Origin of the sequence: Nonomuraea sp. NPDC052265 (genome assembly GCF_044547985.1) — a bacterium.
Lineage (GTDB): Bacteria > Actinomycetota > Actinomycetes > Streptosporangiales > Streptosporangiaceae > Nonomuraea.
This window is the reverse complement of record NZ_JBIUBJ010000003.1, coordinates 321,343-337,844: the sequence shown is the minus strand read 5'-3', so window position 1 is coordinate 337,844 and position 16,502 is coordinate 321,343. Positions and strand designations below refer to the sequence as shown.

The 16,502-nt window shown below is 72.0% G+C and carries 14 protein-coding genes; all 14 read right to left on the bottom strand.

What is annotated here, in order from left to right; genetic code table 11:
• Positions 1-9: 9 nt before the first annotated feature.
• Positions 10-1,824: a hypothetical protein gene (locus tag ACIHAD_RS11050; protein ID WP_397354192.1), complete on the bottom strand. Its 1,815-nt coding sequence runs from the start codon at positions 1,822-1,824 to the stop codon at positions 10-12.
• A gap of 62 nt (positions 1,825-1,886) precedes the next feature.
• A complete protein-coding gene (locus tag ACIHAD_RS11045; protein ID WP_357705392.1) occupies positions 1,887-2,762 on the bottom strand; it encodes a DivIVA domain-containing protein in 876 nt (291 codons plus the stop codon).
• 107 nt (positions 2,763-2,869) lie between these two features.
• Positions 2,870-3,163 (bottom strand): YggT family protein, encoded by a 294-nt coding sequence (locus tag ACIHAD_RS11040; RefSeq protein ID WP_125630468.1) that lies wholly within the window; start codon positions 3,161-3,163, stop codon positions 2,870-2,872.
• A gap of 80 nt (positions 3,164-3,243) precedes the next feature.
• A complete protein-coding gene (locus ACIHAD_RS11035) occupies positions 3,244-3,744 on the bottom strand; it encodes a cell division protein SepF (RefSeq protein WP_125630470.1) in 501 nt (166 codons plus the stop codon).
• A 138-nt stretch (positions 3,745-3,882) separates the two neighbouring features.
• Positions 3,883-4,575, bottom strand: coding sequence for a YggS family pyridoxal phosphate-dependent enzyme (locus ACIHAD_RS11030; RefSeq protein WP_397354191.1), 693 nt, complete (start codon positions 4,573-4,575; stop codon positions 3,883-3,885).
• A 151-nt stretch (positions 4,576-4,726) separates the two neighbouring features.
• Positions 4,727-6,211 (bottom strand): cell division protein FtsZ, encoded by a 1,485-nt coding sequence (ftsZ, locus tag ACIHAD_RS11025; RefSeq protein ID WP_397354190.1) that lies wholly within the window; start codon positions 6,209-6,211, stop codon positions 4,727-4,729.
• A gap of 335 nt (positions 6,212-6,546) precedes the next feature.
• Positions 6,547-7,209 (bottom strand): cell division protein FtsQ/DivIB, encoded by a 663-nt coding sequence (locus ACIHAD_RS11020; protein ID WP_397354189.1) that lies wholly within the window; start codon positions 7,207-7,209, stop codon positions 6,547-6,549.
• Positions 7,210-7,282: 73 nt separating this feature from the next.
• Positions 7,283-8,680 carry a UDP-N-acetylmuramate--L-alanine ligase gene (gene murC, locus ACIHAD_RS11015; RefSeq protein ID WP_397354188.1) on the bottom strand — a complete coding sequence of 466 codons (1,398 nt, stop codon included), beginning with the start codon at positions 8,678-8,680 and terminating at the stop codon, positions 7,283-7,285.
• Positions 8,677-9,753 (bottom strand): undecaprenyldiphospho-muramoylpentapeptide beta-N-acetylglucosaminyltransferase, encoded by a 1,077-nt coding sequence (gene murG / locus ACIHAD_RS11010; protein ID WP_397354187.1) that lies wholly within the window; start codon positions 9,751-9,753, stop codon positions 8,677-8,679. Before murG ends, murC begins: the two co-directional genes overlap by 4 nt.
• Positions 9,754-9,765: 12 nt before the next feature.
• Positions 9,766-11,091: a putative lipid II flippase FtsW gene (gene ftsW / locus ACIHAD_RS11005; protein ID WP_397354186.1), complete on the bottom strand. Its 1,326-nt coding sequence runs from the start codon at positions 11,089-11,091 to the stop codon at positions 9,766-9,768.
• Positions 11,081-12,451 (bottom strand): UDP-N-acetylmuramoyl-L-alanine--D-glutamate ligase, encoded by a 1,371-nt coding sequence (gene murD / locus ACIHAD_RS11000; RefSeq protein WP_397354185.1) that lies wholly within the window; start codon positions 12,449-12,451, stop codon positions 11,081-11,083. The genes ftsW and murD overlap by 11 nt, the downstream gene beginning before the upstream one ends.
• A complete protein-coding gene (gene mraY / locus ACIHAD_RS10995) occupies positions 12,448-13,506 on the bottom strand; it encodes a phospho-N-acetylmuramoyl-pentapeptide-transferase (protein ID WP_357705384.1) in 1,059 nt (352 codons plus the stop codon). The genes murD and mraY overlap by 4 nt, the downstream gene beginning before the upstream one ends.
• On the bottom strand, positions 13,503-14,933 hold the full coding sequence (gene murF, locus ACIHAD_RS10990) for a UDP-N-acetylmuramoyl-tripeptide--D-alanyl-D-alanine ligase (RefSeq protein ID WP_397354184.1): 1,431 nt from the start codon (positions 14,931-14,933) through the stop codon (positions 13,503-13,505). Before murF ends, mraY begins: the two co-directional genes overlap by 4 nt.
• Positions 14,930-16,462 carry a UDP-N-acetylmuramoyl-L-alanyl-D-glutamate--2,6-diaminopimelate ligase gene (locus ACIHAD_RS10985; protein ID WP_397354649.1) on the bottom strand — a complete coding sequence of 511 codons (1,533 nt, stop codon included), beginning with the start codon at positions 16,460-16,462 and terminating at the stop codon, positions 14,930-14,932. The genes murF and ACIHAD_RS10985 overlap by 4 nt, the downstream gene beginning before the upstream one ends.
• Between the last annotated feature and the right edge of the window lie 40 nt (positions 16,463-16,502).

Below are 16,502 nucleotides of genomic sequence, written 5' to 3'. Positions count from 1 at the left end.
TGGGCGTCTCTACTCCGGCGTCTCGCGGTCGTGCTGGCACACCGAGCAGCTGGTCAGACCGGCGGCCTCGGCCTCGGCGACCGTCATGGTCTCCACACCCGTCTCCCCCGCGCCTCTGATCAGCGGGCAGGCGGTGCTGTGGTAGCGGCGCGTACCGACGATGACCTTGACCGTCCCGGAGCGCTCACCGGCCTTCGCGGGCTTGTCTCCGGAGCCGCCCTCCGGCGCGTCACCCTTCTTGCCCGCGTCGGCTGGGCTGCTCGCCGCCGATGCCGTGGGCGGCTTGGGACCGGTCTCCGGCTTGGCGGACGACGAGGGCCGCCCGGTCGCGGAACCCTTGGAACCGGCCGGCGCAGCCCCAGAAGGCCGCTCGGACGCCCCGGCAGCCCCACCCGAGGGTTCCGGCTGGACCGGCAGCCCGGAGGACGTCACACGAGGCTGCGGAGCCGTGTCGGGATCGGAGGAGTCATCCTCCTCGTCAACGGGCCGCACGGAAGGAGCAGCGGGCCGCACGGGCGAGTCAGCGGGCGACGGCCGGGCCGCGGAAGACGGCTTGCCCGGCGCGCTCTCGACCGGCTTGCCGGAAGTAGCCGCATCGGCCGACTTGCCCGAAGAAGCCGCACCGGCACCCGACCGGTCCGCCGACGCGGGCCGCTCAGCGGACGCAGGAGCCGCCCCCTTAGATGCCGCCCCCTTGGACGCAGAGACCGGCCCTTCGCTCCGTGCCGAACCCGCGGCTTCACCATCCACCGGAGCCGAACCCGGCGAACCCTTGGACGGCCCCGAAGCCCCCTCGGCCGGAGCCGAAGCAGGCGCCCCCTTGGCGGCAGCCGAACCCGACGCCCCCTTGGCCGGGACGGAACCCGACGAGCCCTTGGCCGAACCCGACGAACCCTTGGCCGGAGCCGACGGGCTCTTCGGTGAGGCGGAAGTGCTCTGCGGGCCGGCCGACGGGCCCTTGGCGTCGTCCCCGGAAGAGGGACGCGCGGGCCGCTCACGCTCCGACGACGGCCGGAAGTAGGAAGTCCGGATATCCGCCTGCTCGTCACCGGAATCAGGCGCGGAGGAGGAGGGCTTGGCCGGGTCGCTCGCCTGCGCGGCGGCGGCCGGACGGCCGAACCACCCGGTGGCGCCTTCCTCGCGGGAGGCGGCGGGCTCCGGGGTGGGGGTGGCAGCCTTCGTGCCGGGCTTCGGCGGTACGACCGGCGGACGCAGGTCCTGGGTCTCCGCGGAGGTCTCGGCCCGGTTCTCCGCCACGGTGGAGGGGGCGGGAGCGGGGTCGGGCGCGACGACGGGCTCGGGGTCGGCGGCAGGCGGCAACTGCCGTCCGCCGAGCGCGGCCTCTGGAAGGCACGTCGTGCAGGGCGTGAAGCCCTCCTCGCGTGCCTCCTCGTGGGTGAGCTCCTCGTGATCCCGTCCGGCCAGCTGGCGGCAGCCTGGCACGTGGTATCTCCTGCGGCCCGGGATCACCAGCACGATCGCGTCCGGCGAGATGCCGCTCGCCGCGGGGCGGCGAGGCGCGGAGGCCGGAACGGCGGTCCGCTGAAGCGTCTGCGGGTGCGGGTGCGGGTGGGGCTGTGGTTGCGGCTGGGGCCCGGCAGGACCGGTCTGGTTGTACGGCAGGCCAGGCGGCGGGAGCGGGGCCGGAGGGGTGGCCGGCGCAGCGGCCCGCCCACCACCGGGAAACAGCTCGTGACGCCGCAGCAGCGCCCCGATCACCAGGAACAGCGCGGACAGCACGCTGATCACGATGGACCACATGATCAGGAACGGCTTAGCCAGTACGAAGCCCGCGATCAGCAGCACGACCGCCGCGAGCACCAAACCAGCACTGATAAGGATCACAGGGGGCTCTTTCGAGTGACAGGTCCAAGTGACCCGTTACTTTACCGGCGGTCGTTGTGCGGACCGTCGCTGCCAGGGAAAGCGCCTTGCGGAGCCTCGCCGCCGAACGGGTTGGGACCACCGGGAAGAGGCTGCTGGCCACCCTGGGGAACCGCGTGCGACATGGCGGGAGCCTGCCCCTGCGGACCGGACATGACCGGGAACCCACCGCTGCCCTCGGCGGAGACGTTGAGCTCGGCGAGCTGGTTCTCCAGGTAGAGCTTGAGCCGGCTGCGGTATTCGCGCTCGAAGCTGCGCAGCTCCTCGACCTTGCGCTCGAGCTCGTCGCGGGTCTGCACCAGCGAGCCCATCGCCTGGCGGTGGCGCTCCTGCGCGTCGCGCTCAAGCGTCTCGGCGCGGGCGCGGGCGTCGCCGATGACCTGCTCGGCCTGGCGGCGGGCCTTGGTGAGGATCTCGTCGGCCTCGCGGCGGGCGCGGGTCACCGTCTCGTCCGCCTCCCGGCGGGCGTCGGAGATCGCCTGGTCGGCGGTCTGCTGGGCGAGGGCCAGCACGCGGGCCGCGGTGTCCATGTTGTCCTCGGCGGGAGGCATGCTCATGGCCACGGGCTGCGGCTCGGGGGCTCGCATCGGCTGCGGCTCGGGGGCCCGCATGGGCTCCGGCTGCGGCGGCGCCATCATCTCCGGCTTGGGCTGCTCCTGGACGGGAGCGGAGGCCATGGGCATGCCCATGCCGCCCGGCACCTTCCCACGCAGGCACTCGGCCAGTTTGGCGCGTAGCTCCTCGTTCTCTTGGATCAGGCGGTCGAGCTCAGCCTCCACCTCGTCGAGGAAGGCATCGACCTCCTCCTCGTCGTAGCCCGGCCGCAGCCGGGTGGTACTGAACTGCTTGTTCCGCACATCAGCGGGCGTCAGCGGCATTTTTTGGTCTCCTTGGCGCGCTTGGAGTCTGTCCGGAGGGACGGTGAACCCGAATCACTTCAGCGCGGACACGAGTTGGATCACGACCGGCACCCCACCAGCCCGCCTCACCGGCCGCCCAGTGACCCAGCGATCTGGATCAAGATCAGGACGACGATGAACAGGACAGTGAAGCTCAGGTCAAAGGCCACCGTACCCAACCGGAGCGGGGGAATGAAACGGCGGAGGAACTTGAGAGGTGGGTCGGTCGCGGTGTATGTGGCCTCGGCCAGCACCAGCACGACCCCGGAAGGCCGCCACTGCCGGGCGAACGCCTGCACCGTCTCAAAGATCATCCTGCCGATGAGCAGTACCAAATACAGAGACAGGACTACGACCAAGATCCCACTCACGATCTCCACGGCCCGGCCGCGCCTCCACTTCTGGTGTGCCCTCCCGGCCGCGCGTGGACCCGGTTGGGTGCGATGGACATACAGAGACTCTAACTCTGGTTGAAGAACCCGCGTTCCGCGATTCGGGCCTTGTCCTCGGCGGTCACCTCGACATTGGCAGGGGACAACAGGAACACCTTGTTGGTAACACGTTCAATGCTTCCATGTAGGCCGAAGACCAGACCTGCCGCGAAATCCACGAGCCGCTTCGCGTCGCTGTCAACCATTTCGGTCAGATTCATGATGACCGGGGTGCCGTCGCGGAAGTGCTCTCCGATGGTTCGGGCCTCGTTGTAGGTCCTGGGATGGAGGGTCGTGATGCGCGCCAGGTCGGTCGTACGGCGCTCCAGGATCGTCGTGGCGGGCCTGGGCGCGGGCACCCCCGAGTCGGCCTCCTCGTCGCGGTCCTGGACCGCCACGGGCCGTTCCTCGCCGGTCCGCTGGACATCGTCGTCGTAGGCGTACTCGTCGGTGTAGGTCTCGTACCTCTCGTAGCGGTCGTCCTCCACGAGACCGAGGTAGACCGCCATCTTGCGCATCGCGCCGGCCATCGCTACGTCGTCCTCCTGCTCATGGTCGCACTCGCTCGGACCCGTCGCCGGGGCCGAGGCGGCAGCCGTACCCCCTTGGAGCTCACCGCGGATCGACCTCTACTTGATCATGGGCCTGAAGGCCCACTTGAGGGGACATTACCTGACGAAGGGCCAGCGACGACCGAGCAACGCCGTACCGATCCGCACGTGTGTCGCACCGTACGCGACCGCCTCGTCGAGGTCCTGGCTCATGCCCGCGGAGACCATCGTGGCCCGCGGATGCTGCTCCTGGACGCGGGTGGCGACATCGCGCAGGACGGCGAAGGCCCGGGCGGGCTCCACCCCCAGCGGGGCGACCGCCATGACGCCGCCCAGCCACACGCCCTCGGCCAGCGCCACCTCGTCGGCCAGCGCGAGCACGTCGGCGGGCCGGGCGCCGCCCCTGGAGGGGTCGTCGTCGAGCGCCACCTGGATCAGGCAGCCGACCTTGCGGCCCTGCCGCACGGCCTCCTTGCTGATCGCCTCCAGCAGCCGGAGGCGGTCGAGCGAGTGGATCACGTCGGCGTAGCCGACGACGGACCGCACCTTGTTGGTCTGCAGCTGGCCCACGAAGTGCCAGGTGAGCGGCAGGCCGGCCAGCTCGTGCGCCTTGGGCGCGGCCTCCTGGTCGCGGTTCTCGCCGACGTCGCGCACGCCCAGCTCGCACAGGATGCGCACGTCGTCGGCCGGTCTGGTCTTGGTGACCGCGATCATGGTGACCTCGCCGCGGTCGCGGCCCACCGCGTGGCAGGCCTCGCCGATGCGGGCCTCGATCTCGGTGAGACCGGCAGCGATCTCGTCCCTTCGCACGCCTCTCTCCCTCTCCCTGCCTCCATCGTCCCGCAGTTCGGCCTGTACGCCGTACGCCACGATGGCCCCCTTTCCGTGCCGCGGGTCGGTTCCCGGCACACACGACGGCGCCGCTCCCGTATGCCTGCGGGGAGCGGCGGTGGGTGGTGAGCTACTTGAGGAAGTCGGGGACGTCGAGCTCTTCCTCCTGCTCCTCGAAGATCACCCGAGGACGTTTGGGAGGCTCCGACATGCGGGAGGTGATGGGCGTGGGCGGGTTGGCCGGTTCGGGCGTGGGCCTCGGGATCGAGACGGGGGCCTGGGGCTCGTCGTCACCGAGTGCGGCGGCGACGGGCTCCGCGGGCTGGACCGACTCCACCGGGCGCACCGGCTCAGGACGCGGCTCCGGCCTGAACTCGCGCGGCTCGGGACGCGGCTCCGGGCGGAACTCCTGCCGGGGCTCGGGCCTGAACTCCTGGCGCGGCTCGGGACGCGGCTCCGGCCTGGGCTCGGCGCGGAACTCCTGGCGGGGCTCCGACCGAAGCTCGGCACGCGGCTCCGGACGCGGCTCGGGACGCGGCGCGGGCGGCTCGGACTTCACGCTGGGCGAGGCCGGGACGCCGGGCCGCAGGGCCGAGGAGGACACCGGCGCCGCGGGCTGCGCGGCCGGCCGGGCCGCGGGCCTCGGCAGCGGCTTCTCGACCGGCGGCGGCACGTCGTCGAACCCCGCCGCGATCACCGTGACCCGCACCTCGTCCCCGAGGGCGTCGTCGATGACCGTGCCGAAGATGATGTTGGCGTCGGGCGCGGCGGCCATCGAGACGAGCTGGGCCGCCTCGTTGATCTCGAACAGGCCGAGGTCGGAGCCGCCCGCGATCGACAGCAGCACGCCGTGGGCGCCGTCGATGCTCGCCTCCAGCAGCGGGCTGGAGACCGCCATCTCGGCGGCGGCGACCGACCGGTCGTCGCCACGCGCGTGGCCGATGCCCATGAGCGCCGAGCCCGCGCCCGACATGACCGACTTGACGTCGGCGAAGTCGAGGTTGATCAGGCCGGGCGTGGTGATCAGGTCGGTGATGCCCTGGACACCGGACAGCAGCACCTGGTCGGCCGCCTTGAACGCGTCGAGCACGCTCACCTGCCGGTCGGAGATCGACAGCAGGCGGTCGTTGGGGATCACGATGAGGGTGTCGACCTCGTCGCGCAGCGTCTCTATCCCGGCCTCGGCCTGCGAGGCGCGACGCCGCCCCTCGAAGCTGAAGGGCCGGGTCACCACGCCGATCGTCAGCGCGCCGAGCGTGCGGGCGATGTTGGCCACGACCGGCGCGCCGCCGGTGCCCGTGCCACCGCCCTCGCCGGCCGTGACGAAGACCATGTCGGCCCCCTTGAGGACCTCCTCGATCTCCTCACGGTGGTCTTCGGCCGCCTTGCGCCCCACGTCGGGGTTGGCTCCGGCGCCCAGTCCGCGCGTGAGCTCGCGGCCCACGTCGAGTTTCACATCGGCGTCACTCATCAGCAGCGCCTGGGCGTCGGTGTTTATGGCGATGAACTCGACGCCCTTGAGTCCCTCTTCGATCATCCGGTTGACGGCGTTCACTCCGCCGCCGCCGATGCCGACGACCTTGATGACCGCGAGGTAGTTCTGCGGTGCTGCCACGACGAGGGGCCTTTCCGCTCGTTGACTTGCCATTTCGGTGCGGATCGTCTCCGCTTTTTCTCAGTTTTCGTAACTCTCAACCTCAGGTTGAGATTTAGATTTATGTCAACCTGAGGATTGATACGGACAGTAGGAGTCCCCTACCAGGCGGGTCAACTAACCGCGCCGCAAGCACGTCCGGCGTGTCGCGGGCTGTCCGGTTCGCTCCGAAGTCGTGCCTGGTCGGGGCCTTCCTCTGCCGAAGGTCCGATCTACAGGCTCTCACGCCGCGACCCCCACCTCGCACAGGCACGCGATGCCCTTGCCACGGAGTTGCCAGACCCTGACACTCGTGATCACTTCAAGGTGACGACGTCGGGAGAGCTGACGTCGTACAGGGTGGCCTTGCGGCCCAGGAGCGAGACCAGGATGCGGCCTTTCTCCTCCGGCCTGTCGGCGCCGCCCCACAGGACGGTGCGGCCGTCGGACAGCTCCAGCGTCACGCCCTCGGCCGAGGGCGCGCGCACCTGCCGGACCTTGCCCGCCACCACCGGCGGCAGCGCCTGGACGACCTGGAGCGCCGCCATGGTGGCCGGGTCGCCCGCGGCCGGCCGGTCGACCTTGAGCAACGGCAGCATGAACGGCAACGTGTCCTTGACCTCGATCACCACGCCCTGCTTGTCGACGACCGCGAACCGGCCGCCGGCGGGGATCGCGGCGACGGGCTCGCGCTCGACCACCTCGATCTTGAGCGTGCCCGGCCACACCCGGTCGACCTTCGCCGTGGCGAGCTGCCGGATGCCGAGCACCCGCGTCTGGACGTCGGCCAGGTCGACCGTGGCCAGCGGGTGCAGGTCGGGCACGGCGGCCTGCTGCTTGATGTGCTCGCTGGTCACTGTGAGATTTCCCACGATCTCGATCGACCGCACGCCCAGCACCGGCGAGAAGAACACCAGCCAGGCGGCCGAGCCGACCACCCCCGCCGTCAACAGCACCAGGAACGCGTTACGCGCCTTCATCGCCCTCCTCGTACGCCGGCTTCGAACGTACGACGCCGGGCCGCCCGGCACCCGCCCGCCACGCCCGTACGGCTCAGGACAGGCGCGCCACGAGTTGCGGCCCGAGCTCGGTCACGTCGCCCGCCCCCATCGTGAGCACGATGTCACCGGGACGCGCCCGCCCGGCCACCAGATCGGGCACCGCCGCCCGGTCGGGGGCGTAGGCCACCCGCTCGGCGGGCAGCGGCACGCGCCCGGCCACCATCGCGCCGGACACGCCGGGCTCGGGATCCTCCCGCGCGCCGTAGACGTCGAGCACGATGACCTCGTCGGCCAGCGCGAGCGCGGCGCCGAATTCGTCGGCGAAGAAGCGGGTGCGCGAGTAGAGGTGGGGCTGGAAGATCGCGATGACCCGGCCCGTGCCCGAGTAGGAGGCCACGACGTCGCGCGCGGCCCGCAGGTCGGCGGCCAGCTCGGTCGGGTGGTGGGCGTAGCTGTCGAACACCGCGACGCCGCCCGCCTCGCCCTTGGCCTCGAAGCGCCGCTTGGCCCCCGTGAAGGCCGCCAGGCCGTCTCTGATGTCCTCGAACGCCAGCCCCAGCTCGTCGGCCACGGCGATGGCGGCGGTGGCGTTGAGGGCGTTGTGCGCCCCGGGGACGGCCAGCCGCACGTCTCCCCTGCCCTCGATGGAGAAGACCGTGCCGAAGCCGTCGGGCCGCACGCCGGTCACCCGGTAGTCGTCGCCGCGCTCGCCGTAGGTCTTGACCCGCAGCCCGCGCTCGCGCGCCCGCCCGGCCAGCTCTGCGGACCCCGGGTCGTCGGCGCAGAGGATGAGCAGCGAGCCCACCCGGTCGGCGAAGCGGGCGAAGCTGTCGTGCACCGCCCGCGGGTCGCCGTAGTTGTCGAGGTGGTCGGCCTCGACGTTGGTCACCACGGCGATGTCGGGGGCCAGCATGAGGAAGGAGCCGTCGCTCTCGTCGGCCTCGGCCACGAACACCCGGCCCGTGCCCTCGTCGGCGCCGAGCCCGGTGGTGACGAGCTGGCCGCCCACGCAGTAGGACGGCTCGGCGCCGCACTTCTGCAGCGCCACGGTCAGCATGGAGGTGGTGGTGGTCTTGCCGTGGGTGCCGGCGATGGCCACGCCGGTGCGGCCGGCCATCACCGAGGCCAGCGCGGCGGCCCGCGGGATGATCCGCAGCCCCTGCTTGAGCGCCTCGCCCAGCTCGGGGTTGGAGTCGCGGATGGCGGTGGAGACGACCACGGTGTCGACGTCTCTGATGTGGGAGGCGGCGTGCCCGATGTGCACGGTGGCGCCCAGCTCGCGCAGCTCGGTCACCAGCTCGGAGCTGCGCGCGTCGCTGCCGGTGACGCGGACGCCGCGCTTGAGCAGGATGCGGGCGATGCCCGACATGCCCGCGCCGCCGATGCCGATGAAGTGCACGCGGCCGAGCTCTTCGACGGCTACGGGATCGACCAGCTTGACGAGACTCATCGGGCTATCTCCAACACTTTCCTGGCAAGCATGATATCGGCGTCCTTGCGCCCCAGCCGGGAGGCGGCCTCCGACATGACGGCGACCCGTTCGGGGTCGTGGAGGATGGGCAGCACGTTCTGGATGATCCAATCGGGTGACAGGTCGGAGTCGTCGACCATCAGGCCGCCGCCGCCCCGCACGACGCGCTCGGCGTTGACGGCCTGCTCGCCGTTGCCGTGGGGCAGCGGCACGTACGCGGCCGGCAGCCCCACGGCCGTCAGCTCGGCGCAGGTGAGCGCACCGCTGCGGCACAACGCGAAGTCGGCGGCGGCGTAGGCGAGGTCCATCCGGTCGACGTAGGGCAGCAGCACGTACTGGGGGTCGCCGGGCGGCGGCTCGTGCTCGACGGTGTTCTTCAGGCCGATCACGTGCAGCACCTGGATGCCGGCCCGGCGCAGCACCGGCGCGGCGGTCAGCGCGGCGTCGTTGAGCGACCTGGCGCCCTGGGAGCCGCCGAACACCAGCAGCGTGGGCCGGTCGTTCTCCAGCCCGAACCAGGAGCGCGCCTTGTCGCCGGTGGACAGCCGGTCGAGCGTGACGATCTCGCGGCGCAGCGGGGTGCCGATGAACTCGGCCTTGGGCAGGGAGGCGTCGGGGAAGCCGGTGAAGACGTGGTCGGTCAGCCGGGCGCCCAGCCGGTTGGCCAGGCCGGGACGGGGGTTGGCCTCGTGGACGACGATCGGCAGGCCCTTGCGCTTGGCCGCCAGGTAGGCGGGCGTGGCGACGTAGCCGCCGAAGCCGACCAGGATGTCGGCGCCGACCCGGTCGAGCACCCCGGACACGGCGTTGATCGCCCCGGCCAGCCGGCCCGGCACGGTCAGCAGGCTCGGGGTGATCGCCCTGGGCAGCGGCACGGCCGGCACCAGTTCGAGTTCGTAGCCCCTGGCGGGCACGAGCCGCGTCTCCAGGCCGCGCTCGGTGCCCACGCAGGTGATGCCGACGCTCCGGTCAAGATGGCGCAGCGCGTCCGCAAGGGCGAGCGCGGGCTCGATGTGCCCGGCCGTCCCCCCACCGGCGAGGACCACCCTCATCTCGGTCACTCCCTAACGTCTCACTCGGCCTCTGGACGTACCCCCCAGGCCAAGCCAGCTTAGGCCCCGTGCGGCGGGTCCGGGGCCACGCGCGGCCAAGGCTTCACGCGCGCCGGGCTCGCGTTTGGCGAACGACAGCAGGATGCCCAGCGCCGCCAGCGTGGGGAGCAGCGACGATCCTCCGTAGGAGACCAACGGCAGCGGGATGCCGGTGATGGGCAGCACGCCGAGCACCGCGCCCATGTTGACGGTCGCCTGCCCGACGATCCAGGCCACCATGGCGGCCGCGGCCAGGCGGACGAAGCCGTCGTTGACCCGGACCGCCACCCGCAGGCCCGCGTAGCCGAGCAGGCCGAACAGCGCCACCACCATCAGCGTGCCCATCAGCCCCAGCTCCTCGCCGAGGATGGCGAAGATGAAGTCGCTCTCGCCGTGGGGCAGCCAGCTCCACTTCTGGCGGCTGCTGCCGAGCCCGAGCCCGAACCAGCCGCCCGAGCCCATCGCGATCTGCCCCTGGACGGCCTGGTAGCCGGCGCCCTGGGCGTCGGCCCACGGGTCGAGGAAGGCCCCGATGCGCGCCATCCGGTACGGCTCCACCTTGATCATGATGACCGCGGCCAGCACCGCCAGCGCCAGGATGCCGCCGAACAGCTTGACCGGCGCCCCCACCACCCACAGCAGCGACAGGAAGATCATGAAGAGCACGAGGGTGGTGCCGAGGTCGCGGCCGAGCAGGACCATGACGACCAGGATCGCGGTGCCGGGCATGAGCGGGATCAGCATCTGCCGCCACTCGATCCGGCCCTGTCTGGCCCGTCTGGCCAGCAGGTCGGCCCCCCACAGCACGAGCGCCAGCTTGGCCGGCTCGGACGGCTGGAGGGTGAACGGGCCGAGGTAGATCCACCGCTGCGCGCCCAGCTCGGACTCGCCGATGAACAGCACCATGACCAGCGCCAGCACCGCCAGCGCCATGAGCGGGTAGCCCGCCCAGCGGAAGAACTTCGGCGGCAGGCGCGAGCAGGCGTACATCACCGGCACGCCGACGCCGGCCGACAGCGACTGCTTGATGAACCACGAGAACGGGTTGCCGGTCTTCTGCTGCGCCTCGATCGCGGAGGCCGACAACACCATCATCAGCCCGAGCGCGAGCAGCAGCGCGCTGCACATGATGATCAGGTAGTAGGTCGTCAGCGGCTTGTCGAGCAGCTCCTTCAGCACGGCGCGCTGCTCACGGACCCAGCTGGCCGGGCCTTCCTGAGCCTTGGCCTGAGCTTTGGCCTGAGCTTTGGCCTGACCCGTGGCCGGACGGCTGCCGGCGGTCCCGGTGCTACTGCTCACGCCGCCGCCTGAGCTCGTGGACGGCACGTGCGAAGGCCTCCCCTCGCGCCGGGTAGCCGGGGAACATGTCGAGTGAGGCGCCCGCGGGGGAGAGCAGCACGGTGTCCCCGGGCGAGGCCAGGCGCGCGGCTTCGGTGACGACGGTGTCCATCACACCAGTGTCTTGGCCCGGGATGTCCACGACGGGGACATTCGGCGCGTGTCGCGCGAGTGCTTCGGCGATCGCCGCGCGGTCGGCGCCCAGCAGCACCGCGCCGCGCAGCCGGGGCGCGGCCCGCCGGACCAGGTCGTCGACGTCGGCGCCCTTGAGCTGACCGCCCGCCACCCACACGATCGACGGGTAGGCGCTCAGCGCGGCGGCGGCGGCGTGCGGGTTGGTGGCCTTGGAGTCGTCGACGTAGTCCACGTCGCCGACCCGGTCGACGTGGGACAGGCGGTGGGGGTCGGGCTTGAAGGCGCGCAGCCCCAGGCGCACGGCCTCGGACGGCACGCCGAGCGAGCGGGCCAGGGCGGCGGCGGCCAGGGCGTCGGCCACGTTGTGGGGGGCCGGCGGGTGGATGTCGGCCAGCGTGGCCAGCTCTTCTGCCGCCTCCACCGGGTCGTCCACGAACGCCCGGTCGACCAGCAGGTCCTCGACCAGGCCGAGCTGACCGCTGCGCGGCACCCGCAGCGTGAAGCCGACGGCGCCCTCGTAGGGCTCGGCCAGGCGGGCGCACTCGGGGTCGTCGGCGTTGTAGATCACGGTGCCGGCGCGTTCGTAGATGCGGCCCTTGGCGGCGGCGTACTCGGCCATCGAGCCGTGCCAGTCGAGGTGGTCGGGGGCGATGTTCAGGATCGCCGCCGCGTGCGGGGCCAGGGTGCTGGACCAGTGGAGCTGGAAGCTGGACAGCTCGACGGCCAGGGCGTCGTACGGCTCGGCGACGGCGCGTACGACCGGGACGCCCACGTTCCCCACGGCCAGGGCGTCGCGCCCGGCGGCCACCAGGATCGAGGTGAGCATGCGTACGGCGGTGGTCTTGCCGTTGGTGCCGGTCAGCGCGAGCCAGGGGGCCGCGTGCGGCGGGCGCAGCCGCCAGGCCAGCTCCACCTCGCCGACGACCTCGACGCCGGCGGCCAGCGCGGCGGCGATCAGCGGGTGGTGCGGCGCCCAGCCGGTGGTGACGAGCCTGGTCACGCCCTCGGGCAGCACCATCTCGCCGAACCTGGTCTCGACCCCGGCCCGGGCCAGTCCGGCCGCGGCGGCGAGCTGCCGCTCGCCCTCCACGGCCTCCACGACCACGACCCGCTCGCCGCGCCCGGCCAGCACCTCGGCCACCGCGGTGCCGGAGACGCCGAGCCCGGCCACGCACGTGAGCGTCATGACTTGGGCATCCACTCGACGTAGAACAGGCCGAGCCCGAGCGCCGCGCAGAGCCCGGCGATCAGCCAGAACCGCACCACGATCGTGGTCTCGGCCCAGCCCTTCAGCTCGAAGTGGTGTTGCAGCGGCGCCATCCTGAACACCCGTTTACCGGTCATCTTGAAGAACCCGACCTGGATGATGACGGACGCCGTGATGATCACGCACAGGCCGGCCAGGATGATCAGCAGGAGCTGCGTACGGGTGGCGATGGCCAGCCCGGCCAGCACGCCGCCCAGGGCCAGCGAGCCCGTGTCGCCCATGAAGATCTTCGCCGGCGGCGCGTTCCACCACAGGAACCCGACCAGCGCCCCCAGCACGGCCGCGGCCACGACCGACAGGTCGAGGGGGTCGCGTACCCAGTAACAGTTGGGGCCGAGCTGGTCGATGCAGTTGTTGCGCAGCTGCCAGTTGCCGATCAGCACGTACGCGCCCAGCACGACGCCGGTCGCGCCGCTGGCCAGGCCGTCGAGGCCGTCGGTGAGGTTCACGGCGTTGGAGAACCCGACGATCATGAACAGCACCCAGATGGTGAAGCCGACGATGCCGATCGAGGGGCCGATGTCGCGCAGGAACGACAGCCGGGTCTCGGCGGGGGTGATGCCGTAGACGTTGGGCTGGCGGGTGATCAGCACGGCGAACACGGCGCCGACGACGAGCTGGCCGAGGGCCTTGGCGCCGCTGCGCAGGCCCAGGCTGCGCTGCTTGTAGATCTTGATGAAGTCGTCGAGGAACCCGACCGCGCCGAGGCCGGTCATCAGGAACAGCACGAGCATGCCCGACACCGTCGGCGGCGTGAGCGTGGCCAGGTGGGAGCCGCCGTAGGCCAGCAGCGCGGCCAGCACGAACACGATGCCGCCCATGGTGGGGGTGCCCCGCTTGCCGAGGTGGGCCTGCACGCCCTCCTCGCGGATCTCCTGGCCGTAGCCGCGGCGTGAGAACAGCCTGATCGCCAAGGGGGTCCCCAGCATCGACAGGACCAGGCCCACCGCGCCGGCGATGACGATGTTGATCACTGAGCGGCACCCCCGAGAAGGAGTTCCGCCGTGCGTTCCAGGCCCATCGCGCGGGGGCCCTTGACGAGCACCGCGTCGCCGGGGCGCAGCAGGCCGGCCAGTGCGGCCGCCGCAGCCTCGGCATCAGGGACGTGTACGATCCGGGTCATCTGGGGAGCATATGGCCCTCCGCCACCCGGCGGTCCCGCGGCGGCCGACAGCGCCCCGTTCGCGCCCTCCAGCACCGGGCCCGCGTCCGGCCCGACGACGACCAGGCCCGTCAGGCCCGAACCGCCCGCCAGCCGCCCCAGCTCGGCGTTGAGCGCCGCGCTCTCCTCGCCCAGCTCGCGCAGCGCCGCGATGACCGCGAACCGCCGCCGCTCCCGTCCCATCACCCCGAACATGTCGAACGCGGCCCGCATCGAGTCGGGGTTGGCGTTGTAGGCGTCGTTGACGACCGTGACACCGTCGGGGCGGTCGGTGACCTCCATGCGCCAGCGGCTGCGCGGCGTGGCCTCCGACAGCTCCTCGGCGATCGTGGCGACCGGCAGGCCGAGCTCGTAGGCCGCGGCGGCGGCGGCCAGGGCGTTCTCCACGGCGTGCGCGCCGTAGAGCTGAAGCGTGACCTGCGCGGCCCCGGACGGCGTGCGCAACAGGAACGAGGCCCGCCCGCGCGCGTCGACCGTCTCCTCCTCGGCCCGGATGGCCGCGCCCTCGCCGCGCCCGAAGTACGTCACCCGCGCGTCGGTGCGCGAGGCCATCTGCGACACCAGCGGGTCGTCGGCGTTGAGCACCGCCACCCCGGTGCGCGGCAGCGCCTCCACCAGCTCGCCCTTGGCCTTGGCGATGGCCTCCTTGCCGCCGAACACGCCGAGGTGCGCGGTGCCGACGTTGAGCACCACGCCGATCGTGGGCGGCGCGATGCGGGTGAGGTCCTTGATGTGGCCGATGTTGCGGGCGGCCAGTTCGAGCACCATGAACCGGGTGTCGACGTCGGCGCGCAGCACGGTCAGCGGGTGGCCGAGCTCGTTGTTGAAGCTGCCCACGGGCGCGATGGTCGGCCCCATCCGGCCGGCCAGCCTGGCCAGCAGGTCTTTGGTGCTGGTCTTGCCGGCCGAGCCGGTCACGCCGATCACGGTGGCCTGCGGCAGCGAGGCGGTCTGCGCGGCGGCCAGCTCGGCCAGGGCGACCGCGGCGTCGGGGACGATCACCGCGGGCGCGTCGACCGGCCTGGAGGCCAGGACGGCGACCGCTCCGGCCCGGATCGCCTGCGCGGCGTAGTCGTGGCCGTCGACCCGCTCTCCGGCGAGGGCGACGAACAGGGATCCCGGTTCCACCGCCCGTGAGTCGATCACTACGGGCCCGCGCACCACGGCGCGGGGGTCTGCCATGCCCGACAGGGCGCCCGAGGTTATCTCGGCGATCCTGGCCAGAGGCAACGGGATCATCGGTGCTTCCTGCTTTCCTTGCGTGCGTCGATCGCCTCGGCGACCACTTCGCGGTCGTCGAAGGGGATCACTTCGCCTGAGACGTACTGGCCCTGCTCGTGACCCTTGCCCGCCACGACGATCACGTCGCCGCGGCCGGCCCGGCCGACGGCCAGGTCGATGGCGGCCGCGCGGTCGGGCTCAATGATCACATGAGCGCGGTCGCGGGACGGAACGCCGAGCGCTCCCTCCATCATCGCGGCCAGGATGGCGAGCGGATCCTCCGAGCGCGGGTTGTCGTTGGTGAAAATCGCCACATCGGCCAGCCGGGCGGCGATCTCGCCCATGAGCGGGCGTTTGCCGGTGTCGCGGTCGCCGCCGCAGCCCAGGACGATCGTCAGCGTGCCCGCGGTCACCTCCCGCAGCGAGCGCAGCACCGACTCCACGGCGCCCGGCTTGTGGGAGTAGTCCACGAGCGCCTGGAACTCCTCCTCGGCGGAGGTGATGCGCTGCATGCGCCCGGGGACCCCGGTGAGGGTGCCCACGCCGTGCACGGCGGTCTGGAGCGGCACCCCCGACTCCACCAGGCAGACGATCGCGCCGAGCGCGTTGGCGACGTTGAACGGCCCCGGCAGCGAGATCTGCGCGTCGGCCTCGACCCCGCCGGGGCCGGCCACCCGGAACGCGCTGCCGTCGGCGCCGAGCCTGACCTCCATCGCCCGCCACTCCGCCTCGGGGGCGCCGAGCGCCGAGAACGTGGTCATCGGCACCTTGGCCCGGTGCAGCAGCTCCCGGCCGTGCGGGTCGTCGATGTTGGTCACGCCGACGCGGCTCAGCTCGGGCTGGAACAGCCTGACCTTGGTGGCGAAGTAGTCCTCGAAGTCCTTGTGGAAGTCGAGGTGGTCCTGGGAGAGGTTGGTGAACAGCGCGACGTCGTAGAAGACGCCGTCGACCCGGCCGAGCGCCAGCGCGTGGCTGGAGACCTCCATGGTGGCCGCGGTGACCCCCTGCTCGCGCATCAGCGCGAACAGGGCGTGCAGCTGCGGGGCCTCGGGCGTGGTCAGGGTGGGCTCGAAGGCGAGGTCTCCGGCGTGGATCTCGACGCCGCCGACCAGGCCCGTCGTGTGACCCGCCGCCTTCAGCCCGGCCTCCAGCATGAACGTGGTGGTGGACTTGCCGCTCGTGCCGGTCACCCCGATCACCTGGACGTCGTGGGCCGGCTGGCCGTAGACCCAGGAGGAGACCTGCCCGAGCAGCGCGCGCGGGTCGGGCACGATCAGCACCGGCAGGCCGGTGGCCACGGACGCCTCCCGCCCGGCCCGGTCGGTGAGGACTGCCACGGCTCCGCGCGCCATCGCCTCGGCGGCGAAGGTCGCGCCGTGCACGCGGTTGCCCGGCAGCGCCACGTAGAGATCGCCGCGTTGCACGGCACGGGAATCGATGGTGACGCCGGTCAGGGCGGCGTGAGGCGACCTCGACGTGCCGGAATCGGCGTCGAGCATGGTCGCGAGCCCGGTCAGCGGACGGGGCGGGCTGGTCTTGGGACGCATAGACGACGGGGGACGCACGGCGAGAGCGTACCTTCCCTGC